Origin of the sequence: Nocardioides sp. T2.26MG-1, assembly GCF_950101795.1 — a bacterium.
Lineage (GTDB): Bacteria > Actinomycetota > Actinomycetes > Propionibacteriales > Nocardioidaceae > Nocardioides.
This window is the reverse complement of record NZ_CATNLZ010000032.1, coordinates 58,561-74,802: the sequence shown is the minus strand read 5'-3', so window position 1 is coordinate 74,802 and position 16,242 is coordinate 58,561. Positions and strand designations below refer to the sequence as shown.

Genomic DNA, 16,242 nt, shown 5'->3' with positions numbered 1-16,242 from the left:
ATGGTGCGCAGCGCAGCGAGACGACCCGAGAGAAATGTGTGACAGGCCGGACTGATTGCTGTCACGCTTGGTCGACGGGATCGTCGGACGATCAATCACGGCGGGAGGACGGAGTCAAGTGCCGCGCACCAGGAGGTTCGAGCTGCTAGGCGGTTCGGTGCGGGCGATCGTCGATGGGAAGCCGATCGAGTTTCGCGAACGAGAAGGATGGGTTCTAGCCGCGCTCTTGCTGGACGGTTTCGTCTCGAAACGGACCGTCCGGGCGGCAACCGGCCTCAGTGACGCGGGTATCCGGCAGTTGATCTCCCGAACGGGCAGGCACGCTGAGCTGGTCTTCCGGAATGAACGTGATGAAGGCTGGCACCTCGAAAGGACGAGCATGTCCATCGACGCGGTCGAACTGGTGGAACTCGTGGAAGGCAGTCAGTACGCCTCGGACGAGGAGCGGGCAACGTCCCTCACTCGGGCTCGCGCCCTCTGGAGGACCGGTCTCCCGATCTTCCCTGAGCTTGGCCCCCCATCAGAGGAGATGTACCTGAGAGTGCAAAATGCGCACAGTAGGGCGATCGCCTCTGGACGCAGGATTCTCGTGGTCGATGACCAGATTGCCGACGCCGTTGCGAACGCTCTTCGCACGAACCACTTGTGCGAAATTGCCGAGTCATTTGAGGAGTTTCGGGTCTTCGAGCCGCGCTTGGGCGATTTCGACCTCGTCGTCCTCGACCGGCGGCTACGGCGAGAGACGATCGACAACTCGGGGGACGCCATCGCGGAGTTGATCAACCAGCGTGCAGACGCAGTCCCTGTCTTCATGATGACCTTCAGGTTGCCTAGCCACGTGCATCTTGACGATTGGGAGATGAAGTTGGGTCTGGCCGGCGTGGTGATCAAGGAGAACGACGGTCCTGAGGCCGAGATCGACAAGATCGCCCAAAGAATCAACGAGGTATTCCGCGACGGCCCAATCGACCGCGCATGTTCGGCCATCGAGGCGAGCATGGTTCGGTACAGGCGCCAGGCGACGAAGCAGCTGACGGACGGCAGGTCCACAACTCAGTCGGCACTGTTGCTGGAGCAGATGAATCGGGCGGCTGACTCGGTTGTCGAGCGCGCACAAGCGAACGACCTGGCTGGTGCACGGTTGAGGCGGGGTGCGTTCCTACGCGACTACCGACTTGACTGAGTTTCTGACACCAACGGGATCCGGCAACGAACAACGGTCTCCTCATTCGCCGTTTCGCTGAGGCTGATATGCACCCCGCGGGTCTCACCGAATCTCTTGAAACGATGCAGCCCGGTCCCGTTCTTCGGTCGGTTTGCGTCAAGCAAGCGTCGACCGGTCTCGAACGCCTCTCGTGCATCCTCGGTGAACCGGCGGCCGTTATTCCTGACGCTGAGTACAGCAAAGTCGTTGTCAGAGGGATCCCGCTCCAGCATCATCCAGATTGTTGCCTCGTCTGGAGCAAGGTCTGACGTTGCTGCGATCGCGTTGTTCAGGAGTTCGAAGGCAAGGCACTCGATCCAAATCGCGGGGCCAGCATCCTTCGCCAGGAGAGGCGCGTCGGGGAAGCGTGACAGCACATCGATGTCAGAGCGGCTGTATTCCCGGCGCACCGTGTCACAGAGTTGGACGAGGTCGAAGGCGGTGTCATCTTCCAAACGGCCAGCGAGCCGTTCGTGTGCGCGATCAGCCATCTCCGCTTCCGAGAGCCGTGCGCCCTCCGCCTGTTGCTGATGTCGGAGCATCTCCAAGATGAACTCGTACGCGGCCTCGTGGATTAGTCGGTCAGGGTCGATGAGATCCATCCGGTCTGCGAGCCAGTCCTGCGTGGCGATCCGTTCGACGGCGCGCGCGGTTAGGCAACCGCACGAGTAGAGGCGGTCACCCTTCTCTCGAATGTAGCCGTGAGACTTCAGCCGGTGGACGACCTCGGAGATGCGGACTCGGTGGTTCGGGTTTCGTCGGCCTTCTGTCCACTCGTCCTCAAAGAGTGCTGCCAGCTCGGCCTCAGAACACCCGTCACGGAGGATCCCCCACGCTAGACCGAGACCGAGGACGAGCAGGTCCTCGTCATTGTCAAGGTCCAGGTCTACACCTCGCAGCAAGACCTGGTCACGGTCAGGGTGCTCAACCACGGAGCCAGCGGGGGTCGCCGGGTCCCGACGTGCTTCCTGGACGAGACTCCACAAGACACCGGGGTGCCCACCGGACCAGACGCTGAGGCGGTCGACATCCTGCCCATCGGCGGTGAGGCCGAGTGTCGATAGCAGCCAGGCGAGCCTGTGCCGGGACGATGCGTTACCGCCCGCTGGCATGTCCGGGGGTTCGATGATGCTTGCGAGTTCCAGTCGGCTGCAGACGAGCGCTAGGAACTGGAGTGACCGCTCGGTTGCGGTCGGCGTCCTATCCGTATCGGCGCGGGCAAGAAGCGACAATACGTCGCCGATCTCCACGAGCGCCTCGGATCCTGTAGCCAATGCGGCATTCAACGGGAATCGCAGCAGAGTCCCTGGCACCGCGGTGGCGCCAACCGCGACCGTGACCTCGTCTTCGCGCGCCCAGCGCAGCAATGGGAGCCGCTGGTCGTACGGCATCCTGAATGTCGCGGTGATGTGCTCGCCCGCAACCGTGACGTGCGGCCGAACGTAGTCATCCTCGGGTGCGAGTAGCTGCTGGACGGCAGCAATCCATTGCTGCGGTGCGTTCTCGTCTTCGTCTCGCAGCGCGCGAAGCGCGTCGATCACGGCGCGCCCAGCCTTGTCGTCCTCGTTCGGCGTGAACTTAGTGATTGCACCGGATGGGGCGGTAGCTGGCTCCGCGAACCAGGTGGCTACCTCATTCGTGGTGTTGTCACGCCAAGACCACCGAGCGAACGACTTGGGGCGAGGCAGCTCTTGGTCTCCATCGCGGAGAGTGAGCGCATGCTCGGCGAGGACCAGGTCGCCCGCTTGAATCAACGAGCGAATGTACTCCTGCCAGCCCGGTGTCGTCCCAGACACCGACGGAAGGCGTCCCAGGAGGTCCTCCCTACGGGCGTCGATGGCGGCGTCCGTAGCGAGGACCAAGTCGGCGAGTTTCGCCTCGGCGTCCGCGAGTCGTGGGCAAACATCCAGCTCCTCTTCCGGGGGTTCAGGAACGCCGGCACGTTCACATGCAAGTCCGAGCGTTCGCAGTTGCGCGGTGATCCGGTCTTGGGATTCGGCGATGTGACGACGCAGCAGAGCCGTGAGCTCCGCCCGGTGCGTGCTTCCGTGCCGGGAACCTGACTCGATGAAACGCTGGGCTTGTTCATATTCTCCGCCCCTCGCCAGTTCCTCGACGGCGTCGGCGAGGGATCGGTCTGCGGCAAGGTCGCGGGCAAGGGACGCCAACGGGACATCCATGCCAGGGTCGGGTGCCGTTACAAGATTGGTCTCAACGAACGCCCACCCGCGCCAGTCCCGTGCCGGTGTCGAACGCACCGATCCCTCGGCCCAGGTGAGGATCCGAGTGGCTTCCGCCGCGAGGACTGTGCCCTCAGGCGTCGCTCGATCAGCGTCTGCTGCGAGTCGCTCTACCTGCTGAAGCAGCAGGTTGAGTGATGCGATTTGCTCAGGTGACCAAGCGGTGTGCTCGGCTGAATTGCGACGCTCTAATGCCGAGCAGAGGTCGGACACGGCCACCCGGACCTTGCGCCGATGCTCGGTGAACGATCGGCGGCGGCTGTCTGTGATCCGCGGCAAGCCGGGGTCGCGAACGACACGGTCCAACCACTTGGCGTCATCGGTGACCTGCAAGTAGTGATCTCGCCAGTCGAGAAGGGCACTCGCATCGCGAGCGTTCAGGATGGCATCCAGAAGTCCCAACTCGCCCACCGGACCGGTGAGGTACTTGATGAGTCGATTGCCGACGCCTGACTTTGAGTCGTAGCGGCCGAACCCGATGCATGCTTCCTCGGCGGCCCGCCATTCGTCGGCGAGGTCCGACTCCGACATTGCGATCGCGGGCGGTATTGCTGGCAGCGCTCCGTAGCGGCGGAGATATGCGACCGAAGCGGAGAAGAAGGCGTCGATTGCTGATGATGGTGTTGCCGAGCTGAAGAGGAGTTCCGAGTCGGCGCTGCTACTTGGGTTATCGCCGAGCAGGAGGTGAACGCAATCGGTGACGATGAGTGCGTCGGCCTCAGCCTCCGTTGGCTCCTGGCCGGAGGTGAGTGCGGTGGTCAAGGATTGACCCGAGGAGGATCCCTCGGAAAGTGCGGATGTAAATGACTTGCGAGGACGGCCGAGAGCATCCGGGATCAGCGGGCGGAGCAGGGCCGCGACGCCCCAGTTGCCGGTCCTCAGAAGGCCATCCAGAGCGAGCGTGGCTGCTGGCGTTGGATCGGTGTCGGTTTCCAGCGCGACCGCCAAGCCGGCCCCGGCTAGCCGGAGATCATCGACAAGGTCGAGCCCCAGGGACCGTTTGGCGTCCAGCAGAGCACCGAGTCCGTGCTCGGCGGTCAGCGCGAGTAGCGACTCGGAGGAAGACTCGCCGATGGCATCGAGGAGGGATTGCGCCAAGTAAGCAGACGGCCTCTCTGCTGCCGATAGACGAGTCTCGCTCGTGTGAGTGGCTGGGACGGGCGTCCCCGCGACCGCGGCCCAGACGGCGTCGGCCACTCTGGAAGAGTCGACGACTACGCCAAACTCGCCAGTGGACCGACGCTTCCGTAGGTTCGCGTCCACGGATAGCGGATTGAATGAGCCGACGAGTGACGTGTCGTCGCGCAACACGACCTTGGCGTGCATGCTCGGCGTTCGGACCACGTCGACCGGCGGGCTGCTCGCGGATTGAAGAACGTTGAGACCAGGTACGTCGGCGGTGGGCGCGTCTCGGTAGCGGATTGAGATGGCGACACCCTCGGCTGCGCGCTTGGTGAGTACGGCGGCAAGGTCTTGGCTCAGTGCGGTTTCGGTGAGCTTGTCTGACGCGAGCAACACTCTGGATGCGGCGGAGGTCACCGCCTCGCGGACGACGCCACGGTGCTGTAGGTCCGCGACTGTTTCGACCGTTGGGCGTGGCCGAGTCAGGATTGCCTGGGCTCGCGCGCCCGCCTGGGACCACGCGGTCGCCCACGCACGCACGTAGTCCTCGGGTGCTTCCTGCTGCAAGAGCGCCTGCTGAAGACGCGGGAGAGGAAAGCTCAGGTCTGGGGCGGAGTCCCGTGCGCCGAAGGCACCGGGAAGGCGGTGCAATGCGAACGCGATGTCCGGACTCGGCGACTTGTCATAGACGTACTGAAGGCCTGCTTCGATCACCGGGCTTCGCTGGTTGTCGAGCGAGGAGAGCAGGACGCCAACTTCTGTGTGGTTGGATCGGGACAGGAAGTTCTTGCTGGTGACCAGCATCTGTCGGTCGTCGCTGATGACCAGCTTCGCGTGGGAGCGGGCCCCGCGCGACCGGCTGTAAACGAATCTCCCTGGGCTGCTGCTCCGGTGGACATGAGCTGTGATGCTGTCGAGCCAGGCCAACTCCTGGCTACCGAGTCCATCGTTGTGACCGTCGATTCCCCAGACGAGTACGACCTGAACACCGCGGCCGAGAGCGGCGAGCAGGGGGCCGCGCAGTGGCTCAAGACCCTTGGCCCGGATCCAGGGAACTGCAAAGACAAGCTGGCGCTCGGCTCGCTGGATCAGGTCTGCGACTACTTGCTGGTGTCGCTCGGTCGTCGAGACCACCTCGACGTCCATCTCTCGAGCCGACCTGCTCTGGGCGTAGGCGGTGACCTGGCTGACTAGGGCAGCCGCACGATCGTGACGTTGTTGGCGTTCGCCGTACGGGCAGCCGTCAAGCGTGTCGAGGTGTCGTCGCAGCTCATCGAGAATCTGAGCGATACCGCGCGTCTGGAGTGCGACCTTCGTCGCATGCTGGCGCAATCGCATGGTGAATTTCGACTTGGGTTGCGAGTCGACGATGCCCTGCAGTCGACGAGTAGCCTGGTCTCGTTCCGACAGCGTCAGCCTGTCATCGATGACGGCCACAGTCAGCTCGTCTGTCTCAGTGACCTGAGCGGCCGCGCGGAGCTTGACATAGCGCCGCCGCGAAACGACCTGCAACATGTCGGGTTGGAGGAAAGCCGAAACAACTCGTTGACCGCCTGCCTCCTCGACGCCGCCCAGGTCGGAGTCACCCGCCGACAACGCAGCCACCATCTCGGCTCCGGACACGCCCGACGCCGGACGATCGTCGGCTGCGGCGGGCACGACCAAGTCGCGGTCCTCGAAAGGAACCCGTGCCACCGACGCCTTCTTGGCCAGCGCCCGGCCCGTCAGCCGTTCGACAATGATGTCCTGGGTGGTCGCAGTCGTCGCGGTGGTCGACAGCGCACCCGCGGCAGCGGTTGCGTCGAGTTCGTGCTTTCCCTCTGTCGTGAGCGACAGGGTCTCGTAGTTCGTCTGCATCTCCACGCTGACTCGTCCGGCACGCCAGAGGTCACCGAGGACCTGGAGGACCAGGCGGGGCGCGAGGCCGAACACGTTTGCCAGGTCATGGGGGGAGGTTGCTCCGGCACCGATCGCTTCCATCAGCGTGGTTTCCAGGTTTCCTGCAGCAGACCTGGGCGCAAGAGTGACCCGCGTAGTGACGACGTCGGCCTGGGCGTAGATATCGAACGACATCAGAGCCCCCTCAACTGCTCGGCCTTGACGACGCGTGCCTGCGGATCACTCATGAAACGTTCCGCAATGGCCTCCCATTGAGGCCCGGCGTGGTGGGCGAACAGGTCGAAGCGGCCGACAATGACCAGCAGCTCTCGCGCCCGGCTGAGCAGGACGTTGATCCGGGCTGGGTCGGCGACGAACCCCACGGTGGAGGCAGGGGAGGCCGTGGGCCGGACCCGATCACGCACGAGAGACGCAACCACAACGTCTGCTTCCCTGCCCTGGAATCGGTCCACCGTGAAGACCTTGTCTGCGTGCTCACTGATCCGCTCCTCCAGGGCTTCAACCTGGTCACGATAAGGAGTGAGGATGGCCAGTGAGGGTCCCCCCGGTTGGCCGGGCGCCGGCCGCATCGAACGGACGAGGTCCGAGCAGATGGTCGCTTCGTACTCGTTAGCCCACGACCCGTCGAACCTCGACCGTTCCGAGAACCCGGTGTCGATCCACACCATGCGGCTGTCGCCCAGGATGCCTGGTGCATCGAGCGGTTGCGGAGCGGGCTCGCGCATGGTTGCCAATCCGCCACTACTGGCGTAGAAGGTGTCCCCGACGAGCGAGGAGATCGAGGAGTCCATCCGGTACTGCTCCGAGAGGACGCGAGTCGGACCCTTCCCTTTGTCGCGGAAGAAGCGCGCGAACGTGCCGAAGTTCTCGGCGTGGCGCTGCCGCGCCTTGTACATGCCCATGAGTTCCTCGTTCTGGTATCCGGCAAGGGACTCCAAGAACCGCTCCACGTCTGCTCGCGAGAATGCACCGATCTGTGCGTGGTCGCCCACTAGCGTCCACCGCACCCCGCGGACCATCGGCAGCGCCAGCTCTGTTGGCCAAGCCCGTCCGGCTTCCTCGATGACGACCCAGTCGAACGGCTCCTGAGTTGCCTCAACGAAAAGGTTCCGCTTCGTCGCGGCTCCAGTTGTTGCGAATACGAGATTCGCTGCGGTACGGACCCTTCGATCAAGTTCGAGCAGTGACTTTGGCGCACGGTCGATCCAGTGCTGCACCACCGAAACCAGGCCGGGGAACTGAGCCCGCTCCGAAGCAAGCCATTGCTGTGACTTGCGGACGCTGTATTGCGCAACGGATTCTGCCAGGTGAGCAGGTTGCAGGCCGGCGAGTTCGGGGTGGGAATCGTAGTTCCGGGTCCGCACTCGAATCGCGAGCCGGTCCAGGGTCGGCGCCCGACCAGACCCCGCGGGCACCGTGATGCCCAGCTTGCGAGTGATCCTCAGCGCCAGGTTCTCAAGGGCGTCGTGCGACTGTGCGGAAACGAGGACCCGGGCACCGGCATCCCTCTTCAGGTAGTCGACCACTGCCTGCGATGTGACTTCGGTCTTTCCAGTTCCTGGCGGCCCTTGAAGGGCGAAGATTCCCTCGTGTTCGAGAATTGCCCGCACGGCATCCCGGCCGTCACCCAGCAAGTCACCACCGGCCTTCGCCCAGCGTTCGCTCGGGCGGAACTCTTCCTGCGGCGTCAGGAGGCGACGGAGAAGCACCCGGTTCCCGCTGAGTTCGACTAGAGCATCAGCCTGTCGAGCGATCTGCGGCGGCGTGCCAGAGTCGACGCTCATCCGCAACCATCCCCGATCGGGGGGGCGACGCTTCCCTCGCGCAGAGACGACGACGATGTCCGGCTCTATGACGTCGACGACGTCGTAGGTCTCGGCGGATGCCCAGTCCTGGGACGCCTCCGGCACTAGTTGGACCCGGCCGCGGTCGAGGCCGTCGTCTGCGTTGCTCACGAACACCGCCATGTCGGGCCGAGCGGTATCGAGAATCGCCGATTGGGTCAGCGGCTGGCCGCCCGCCGGGCGGGTCCGGTCCGCCTCTGAGTCCCACCGGAGGTGGACTCGATCGCTGCCTCCCTCGCCTGGGGCGACCTGAAACAGGTACGTCCGGGCTTCGAGCATTGCGCGCTGGTACTGGATGTACCACTCAAGAGAGTCAAGATAGTCGCGTTCGGCGGGGGTCTGTGTCCGGCTGCTCTCCGCTCGGTCGACGAGAGTCGACCATGCGGGGCGATCTGAGCTGATGATCTCCGCTACGAGTTCGTTGTTCATCGGCGCAGGCTGCGCCTCGACCATCGGGACGCGGCGCACCAGCCCGGTGACCCTAAGTCGGCCCAATTGGTGGGAAATGTCCTCTGTTCGCCGCACGTACTTGATGAGCAGAAGTTCCTCAAAGAGTCGGGTGCCGCCACCCGGTTTGGGCGTCCAGAACAGCTCGCAGAACCACGTGACCTGGGAGCCGATGACCACGGTCGTGGCTCGACGAAGCTTGTGCGCCTCGTCGCGTGCAAAACCCTCCGCGCCAGCGGGCGAATGCAGGATCTCGGCTCCGCGCATATCGCTTTCAATGAGCTCGGTGAGCTGAACTTTGCCCGCCTCCGTCGTCGCCGAATCCTCAATGAGCTTCCATTGGTTCAAGAGGATCTTGTCGCTCTCTTCGGCCATGTAGACCACGAGGAAAGGGAGTTCGGGTACGTCTCCGGCCAACAGTTGTTGGGCATCCGCGTAACTCTGCGCGAACGCCTGTGCAACCTCGTACGCCGACGGTCGCGCGTCGGGCCGGGGATCTAGCATCCCGTGCAGCATCTCGATCAGTTGTCCCGGGAGGTCGCGGGCATGAACATTCACTCGCCGGCGGACTTCCTGCTGGTAGCTGAGGATCTCGTCGTAAGACGACGGTGGAACCGCGGGCGACGGCCCAGTGACAAGCCATTCGGCTGCGATCATGCCAAGGGAGAAGACATCCCCGGGCGGCGCGCCCAACTCACCGTCGGGGCGTGCGAGAACGAACCGTAGGCGCTCTGGCGGTGTGTACAGCAGGCTTCGGCCGTCTTCCGCTAGGTATGAGACTCGCAGTTGTTCGTAGGTGGCCCCGTTCTCTCGACTGTTGAACAGATTCGCGAGCAGCGCGCTCATCTCGAAGCGCGCCAACTTGATGGCACCGATCTCGTATGGAGAGCCCCTCTTCGGAGGTTGCACAAGCAGCGCACCTGGCCAGAGGCCACGATGGGAGACATTCGACGCGTGCAATAGTCCGAGGGCATCAGCAAGGTGCCATAGATGAGGCAACACCTGGCTCCGGTCCGCCGCGACGACTCGGGCGAAGTCTTCGTCGATTGCTGGCTTGCCGTCGAGGAAGGTCCGCACGTAAGCCGCACCGGCGTCACCTTCGAGGCCATCGAGTCGACCTCCATCCAGGAACTGGGGCAGGGCCGGGTGCTCAAAGCCGCCCAAGCGCTCAAGCGTGCGCATCTCCTGCTCCCAGAGGGCCCCGCCGAGGCCACCGATGCCCAGGAACAGGGATAGTGTGACCGCCCTGTTCTCAGGGCCGCCCCACGTCATAAACCGATAGAGGGTGCCCGGGAGGATCTCGACATTCTCGCGGCGCGGTGGGGCCAGCTGGTAGCTCCCGCCGCCCGGTTCCGCCAGCAATCGCTGTGCGTAAGCCTTGGCGAGTTCGAAGCTCATGTCCCTCCTTCGCGCTGACACACGAAGTATGGCGAAGAGCGACCCCATCGCAACGCTTTCCCGAGTGGAGTCCAGCAGAGTGGTGTACGACGACCTGAGTGAGCGCGTGCCTCCAACGTAGGCGCGGCCACCGGGTGGATCCTTCGAGTGATCTGCGAAACCGACTCGAAGAAGGACCACGACGATGACCGCTGTACCCAGTATCGACCCTGCCCGCTTCCTCGACGAGCAGCTGTCCCAGGCGAGCCCTGACCTGATGCGGGATCTGCTCACCACGTTCGTCAACGCGCTGCTCTCTGCCCAGGCCGACGCGGTGTGCGGTGCCGGGTTCGGCGAGCGGACCCCGGAGCGGGTCAACTCCCGCAACGGCTACCGCCACCGCGACCTCGACACCCGCGTCGGCACCCTCGACGTCGCCGTGCCGAAGCTGCGGACCGGGTCGCTGTATCCCGAGTGGCTGCTCGAGCGCCGCAAGCGTGCCGAACGGGCGCTGACGTCGGTGGTGGCGACCTGCTACCTGCTCGGTGTCTCGACCCGGCGGATGGACAAGCTGGTCCAGACGCTGGGGATCACGGGACTGTCCAAGTCGCAGGTCTCGGTGATGGCACGTGAGCTCGACGAGCACGTCGAAGAGTTCCGCACCCGCCGCCTGGAGGAGGCCGGCCCGTTCACGTTCGTCGCCGCTGACGCCCTGGTCCTCAAGGTCCGCGAAGGCGGCCGGGTGGTGCCGGTGCACGTGCTCGTGGCGACAGGTGTCAACGCTGACGGGCACCGCGAGATCCTCGGCGTGCAGGTCACCACCAGCGAGGACGGCGCCGGCTGGCTGGCGTTCTTCCGCGACCTGACCGCCCGCGGCCTGTCGGGGGTCAAGCTCGTCACCTCCGATGCCCACGCCGGCCTGGTCGCCGCCATCGCAGCCACGATCCCGGGCGCGGGCTGGCAGCGCTGCCGGACCCACTACGCAGCGAACCTGATGTCAGCGACCCCGAAGAGCTCGTGGCCGTGGGTCAAGGCGCTGCTGCACTCGATCTACGACCAACCCGACGCCGAGGCGGTGCACGCCCAGTTCGACCGGGTCGTCGACGCCCTGACCGAGAAGCTGCCCGCCGTGGCCGAGCACCTCGACGGCGCTCGTGCGGACATCCTCGCGTTCACGCCGTTCCCCAAGGAGATCTGGCGCCAGATCTGGTCCAACAACCCCAACGAGCGCCTCAACCGCGAGATCCGCCGCCGCACCGACGTGGTCGGCATCTTCCCCGACCGCGCCAGCATCATCCGCCTCGTCGGCGCCGTCCTGGCCGAGCAGCACGACGAATGGACCGAGGGCCGCCGCTACCTCGGACTCGACGTCCTCACCCGAGCACAGGCCCTCGACACCGACCACACCGAGGAGGTGCCCGAGCACGAACTCCAGGCCCTCACGGCCTGACCGACACACCCAACCGAGGGATCACCTCGTACACCACCCCAGCGGACTTGACCAAGGCTCGGTCAGATCGGACACGCTCTGATCGTAGGTCGGCCATCAGGCGAAGCTTCACGGACACGGCGGGGCACCACGCGCACCTAATCGGTGAGAACCCCTCGAGCGAGGAGCCACCGATGCCTACCTTCAACGACCCGGTCGCCGACGCCGACGAACTCCGCGAAGCGGTCCGCGGCCTGGCGAATGCGACCCGTTCGGTTGAGGACCCGACTCGATCTACCCCGTCCTCGGCTCGATCAGCTCTGCGCTCGGCTCGTTGACGCAGTCACTTCATCAATTGGGCGCCTTCCACGACGGGCGGGCCACAAAGAGCTCCTGGACGAACGGGGATCCGAACGGCGGCCTGGCGGCGTCGTACCGCGTCTCGTGGGAACTGCACCGCGCCGCCGAGATGATCCATCAAGTCGCCGAGACGGTGAACCACGCCCACGAGATCGAGGCGACGATCGCGTACGACGCCGCCAACTTCCCCCTTGCTCGCGTGCCGAGCCGGCTCCCGCAGGGTACTTCCCTAGAGAGAGTATGCACTTTCAAGTGAGGTAAGGGCATGAGAGTAAGTCCTGGCGCCTCTTCGCTGCCGGCAAGCTCCCTCGACGGCGTCTTCCCCGCGGGGTGTCCCAGCCGGACGGTGTTGGAACACGTCACCAGCAAGTGGGGTCTCCTCATCCTGATCGCCTTGTCCGAGGGCGAGCACCGCTGGAGCGAGCTGCGTCGGCGCGCTGATGGGATCAGCGAGTCGCCCGTCCCTGAAGACCCTGGAACAAGACGGACTCGTTCGTCGCGACGCTGAGGCCGTCATCCCTCCACGAGTGCACTACAGCCTGACCGACCGTGGCCACGAGGTCAGCGCGTTGCTCGTCCCCCTGGCCGACTGGGCCTTCCAGAACGCGGACGCCATCGTCAACGACCAGCCTTCCCGCTCGTAGACGCACTCACCTTGCAGCAGGTCCCACTGCTCATCGGTCAGGTCACTCGGGTACGGCATGCCACGCACGGTGCCCACGCAGCTCGCCCAGCTAATAGGGACACACCCAGTGTGAGAGCCCGCCAGGTCCTCAGACAGCCCGTGAGCCCTCTTCGACCTACGCGTCAGCCTACGGGCCGTTTCTGGCGTTCTCAGGGGTCTCCAGTCCCGGCCTCGGGGCGCGGTCACCAACTCAAAGTGCGCCCAAAGTGCGCCCTAAGCCCCGATTTCCAAGGCCAGCGCCGACACCCCGATTTGCATCACCGCAGGTCAGAGCCGCTTTTCGTCAGCAAAGCGACGCATTCGACGTGATGCGTCATCGGGAACATGTCGAGCGCGCGGACCTGGCGCACCTGGTACCCGAGCTTGAGGAACGTCGCGACGTCGCGCCCGAGCGCCGCCGGATCGCAGGCGACGTACGCCACCGCGCGCGGCGAGCGGGCCACGACCTGCTCGACGACCTGGGCCCGGGCGCCCTCGCGCGGCGGGTCGAGCACCACGAGGTCGACCGAGCCGTACGCCGGGGCCAGCGGCCCGGCCAGCACCCGGTCGACCGGCCCGCACTCGACCTCGACCCCGGCGAGCCCGGCCAGGTTGGTGCGGGCGTGCTCGCAGGCGGTGCGGTCGGCCTCGACCGCCAGCACCCGGCCGGTGGGACCGACGGCATCGGCGAGATAGCGGGCGAACAGCCCGACGCCGGCGTAGAGGTCCAGCGCGGTCTCTCCGCGCCGGGGCTCCAGGAAGTCGAGGACGGTCTCGACGAGCACCCGAGGGGCGCCCGGGTGGACCTGCCAGAAGCCGTCCGCCTCGACCGTGAAGAGGTGCTCGCCGCCGTGGCGCGGCACGTCCACCCGCTCCCCCACCACCGTCGACAGTGCGGGCGTGTGCCGGTCCAGGGTCGTTCCGGCCCGGGTGACGGCCCGCGCGTCGGTGCGGGTGATCAGGCAGTCGTCGACCGGCACCACGTCGCGGGAGCGGTACTTGCGCAGCCCGCGCCGTCCGCGAGGCCCGACGGCCCACTGGATCCGGGTCCGCCAGCGCAGCCCCCGCTCCATCTCCGGGGTGCCGCCGGGCACCGGCTCGACCTCGACGTGCACGTCGGTGCCGGCGAGGCGGTCGAGCTGCTCGCGGACCACCGCGGCCTTCAGCTCGCGCTGCCGCGGCAGCGCCACGTGCTGGAAGTCGCAGCCGCCGCACAGTCCCGGCCCGGCGTACGGGCAGGGTGCCGGCACCCGGTCGGCGGAGGGCTCGAGCACCTCGACCGCGTCGCCGCGCCAGAACCGGTCGCCCTCGGTGCCCTCGGTGATCTCGACGACCACCCGCTCACCGGGGATCGCATGCCGCACGAACACCACCCGCGGCCGGTCGGACGGGCCGTCCGCCCCCTCGTGCCGGGTGCCCTCGAGGCGGACGATGCAGTGGCCGCCGTGCGCGATCGGGCCGACGACGGCCTCGAACCGCTCCCCGACCCGTGAGTCGCCGCGGGCCTGCCGCTCGCGTGGCTTACGCACCGGGACGACGACCGGGCTCGGCGCTCACTTCTGCACCTGCCGGTCCGTCGGAGGGCGCTCGGCGACGTTGCCGAGCCGCAGCTCACCGGGCCGCACCCACACGCCCTCGCGCTCCTCACGCTCGCGGACGAGCTCCGAGGAGCGCAGCTGGTACGGCACGGAGGTGACCATCACGCCCGGCGCGAACAGCAGCCGGCCCTTGAGCCGCAGCGCGGTCTGGTTGTGCAGCAGCTGCTCCCACCACCGGCCGACGACGTACTCGGGGATGTAGACCGCGACGACCCCGCGGGGGTTGGCCTTGCGGATCTCGGTGACGTACTCCACGATCGGCCGCACCAGCTCGCGGTAGGGCGAGTGCAGGACCTTGAGGGGGACGCCCAGGTTGCGCTCGTCCCACTCCTCCAGGAGCCGGTTGGTGGCCTCGGGGTCGGCGGAGACGTAGACGCCCTCCAGCAGATTGGGCCGGGTCGCCTTGGCGAAGGCCAGCGCCCGCAGCGTCGGCTTGTGCAGCTTGGACACCAGCACGATCGCGTGCACCCGGGTCGGGAGGACCTTGTCCTCCTCGTCGGCCGCGAGCTCGTCGTTGACGCTGTCGTAGTGGCGCCGGATCGCCCGCATGATCACGAAGAACACGATCATCGCGAGGATCGTGATCCACGCACCCGCGAGGAACTTGGTGATCAGCACGATCACCAGCACCACCGCGGTGAACGTGAGCCCGATGGCGTTGATCGTCCGCGACCGCACCATGCGGCGGCGCTCGGCGGGGTCCTTCTCGGTCTGCAGGTGGCGGGTCCAGTGCCGGATCATGCCGAGCTGGCTGAGGTTGAAGGACACGAACACGCCCACGATGTAGAGCTGGATCAGCCGGGTGGTCTCGGCGTTGAAGACCTGGATCAGGATGATCGCCATCACCGCGAGGAACACGATGCCGTTGCTGTAGGCGAGCCTGTCGCCGCGCGAGCCGAGCGCCCGGGGCGCATAGCCGTCCTTGGCGAGGATCGAGCCGAGCACCGGGAAGCCGTTGAAGGCCGTGTTCGCGGCGAGCACCAGGATCACGCCGGTCACCGTGACCACGAAGTAGAAGCCGGCCGGGAAGTTGTGGAAGACGGCGTCGGCGATCTGCGCGATCACCGTGTGCTGGTCGTAGCCGGCCGGGACCGGCTCGCCGTTGCGGGTAAGCCGTTCGAGCTCGCTGGGGTCGACCAGCTGCAGACCCATCTGCTTGGCCAGCACGATGACGCTCACCATCATCGAGACCGCGATCATGCCGAGCAGGAGCAGCGTGGTGGCGGCGTTCTTGCTCTTCGGCCGGCGGAAGGCCGGGACACCGTTGGAGATCGCCTCGACACCGGTCAGCGCCGCACAGCCCGACGAGAAGGCGCGGGCCAGCAGGAACAGCAGCGCGAACGTCGTCATCGAGTCGCCGTAGCCAGGCGCCGGCTCGATCGTGAGCTCGGCGCTCGAGACGTCGGGAAGCCGCCCGCTGGCGAGCTCGATCAGTCCGTAGGCGCACATCCCGAGGATCGCGACCATGAATGCGTACGTCGGGATCGCGAAGAAGGTGCCGGACTCGCGGATGCCACGCAGGTTCATCGCCATCAGGAGGATCACCATGAGCGAGGCGAACATCGCCTCGTGGCCGCTGAGCGCGTCGATGGCCGAGGCGGCGTACTGCGCGCCCGAGGAGATCGAGACCGCGACGGTGAGCACGTAGTCGACCAGCAGGGCGCTCGCGACCGTGGCCCCGGCGGTCTGGCCGAGGTTGACGGTCGCGACCTCGTAGTCGCCGCCGCCGCTGGGGTAGGCGTGCACGGTCTGGCGGTACGACGCCACCACGGCCGCCAGCACCAGCGCGACGGCGATGCCGATCTTCCACGACCAGACGTAGGCCGACGCGCCGGCCAACGACAGCATGATGAAGACCTCGTCGGGCGCGTACGCCACGGACGAGAGGGCGTCGCTCGCGAAAACCGGCAGCGCGATGCGTTTGGGAAGGAGCGTCTCTCCCAGCTGGGAGCTGCGCAGCTTGCGCCCCAGCAGGATCCGTTTCGATACGTCGCCGACACCCACGACGGGAAAGGCTAGACCTTGAACGATCCATTCGGTGAGTTACCTGCGCGGAGA

Annotated in this window: 9 protein-coding genes; 5 read left to right on the top strand and 4 right to left on the bottom strand. The window is 66.1% G+C overall.

Annotated features, from left to right (window positions below):
• The first annotated feature begins 118 nt into the window (after nt 1-118).
• Nucleotides 119-1,183 carry a hypothetical protein gene (locus tag QQZ14_RS15365; RefSeq protein WP_284535222.1) on the top strand — a complete coding sequence of 355 codons (1,065 nt, stop codon included), beginning with the start codon at nt 119-121 and terminating at the stop codon, nt 1,181-1,183.
• Here QQZ14_RS15365 and QQZ14_RS15360 read toward each other — a convergent pair.
• On the bottom strand, nt 1,168-6,639 hold the full coding sequence (locus QQZ14_RS15360) for a hypothetical protein (protein WP_284535221.1): 5,472 nt from the start codon (nt 6,637-6,639) through the stop codon (nt 1,168-1,170). The two genes, QQZ14_RS15365 and QQZ14_RS15360, sit on opposite strands and share 16 nt — an antisense overlap.
• Entirely contained in the window at nt 6,639-10,154 is a 3,516-nt protein-coding gene (locus QQZ14_RS15355; RefSeq protein WP_284535220.1) for an AAA domain-containing protein, read from the bottom strand. Before QQZ14_RS15355 ends, QQZ14_RS15360 begins: the two co-directional genes overlap by 1 nt.
• Nucleotides 10,155-10,338: 184 nt before the next feature.
• On the opposite strand from QQZ14_RS15355, the gene QQZ14_RS15350 reads away from it, so the two are divergent.
• The 4 genes from QQZ14_RS15350 (at nt 10,339) to QQZ14_RS15340 (ending at nt 12,566) form a co-directional block, all read left to right on the top strand.
• Nucleotides 10,339-11,583: an IS256 family transposase gene (locus tag QQZ14_RS15350; RefSeq protein ID WP_284535219.1), complete on the top strand. Its 1,245-nt coding sequence runs from the start codon at nt 10,339-10,341 to the stop codon at nt 11,581-11,583.
• 313 nt (nt 11,584-11,896) lie between these two features.
• Nucleotides 11,897-12,178, top strand: a complete 282-nt coding sequence (locus QQZ14_RS15345; protein ID WP_284535218.1) for a hypothetical protein — start codon at nt 11,897-11,899, stop codon at nt 12,176-12,178.
• A gap of 9 nt (nt 12,179-12,187) precedes the next feature.
• Complete coding sequence (locus QQZ14_RS25420) at nt 12,188-12,430, top strand: winged helix-turn-helix transcriptional regulator (protein ID WP_446740496.1); 243 nt, start codon at nt 12,188-12,190, stop codon at nt 12,428-12,430.
• The gene (locus tag QQZ14_RS15340) at nt 12,363-12,566 is read left to right on the top strand and encodes a winged helix-turn-helix transcriptional regulator (protein WP_284535216.1); all 204 of its coding nucleotides are present in this window, start codon (nt 12,363-12,365) and stop codon (nt 12,564-12,566) included. Before QQZ14_RS25420 ends, QQZ14_RS15340 begins: the two co-directional genes overlap by 68 nt.
• A gap of 298 nt (nt 12,567-12,864) precedes the next feature.
• On the opposite strand, the gene QQZ14_RS15335 is transcribed toward QQZ14_RS15340, so the two are convergent.
• Nucleotides 12,865-14,115, bottom strand: coding sequence for a class I SAM-dependent RNA methyltransferase (locus QQZ14_RS15335; protein WP_284535215.1), 1,251 nt, complete (start codon nt 14,113-14,115; stop codon nt 12,865-12,867).
• Between the two features lie 24 nt (nt 14,116-14,139).
• Nucleotides 14,140-16,188, bottom strand: coding sequence for an APC family permease (locus tag QQZ14_RS15330; protein WP_284535214.1), 2,049 nt, complete (start codon nt 16,186-16,188; stop codon nt 14,140-14,142).
• Nucleotides 16,189-16,242: the final 54 nt, after the last annotated feature.

Coding starts and splice junctions, on each gene's coding strand:
- QQZ14_RS15340 (WP_284535216.1), top strand. CDS start 12,363: ATGGGATCAGCGAGTCGCCCGTCCCTGAAGACCCTGGAACAAGACGGA.
- QQZ14_RS25420 (WP_446740496.1), top strand. CDS start 12,188: ATGAGAGTAAGTCCTGGCGCCTCTTCGCTGCCGGCAAGCTCCCTCGAC.
- QQZ14_RS15360 (WP_284535221.1), bottom strand. CDS start 6,639: ATGTCGTTCGATATCTACGCCCAGGCCGACGTCGTCACTACGCGGGTC.
- QQZ14_RS15350 (WP_284535219.1), top strand. CDS start 10,339: ATGACCGCTGTACCCAGTATCGACCCTGCCCGCTTCCTCGACGAGCAG.
- QQZ14_RS15355 (WP_284535220.1), bottom strand. CDS start 10,154: ATGAGCTTCGAACTCGCCAAGGCTTACGCACAGCGATTGCTGGCGGAA.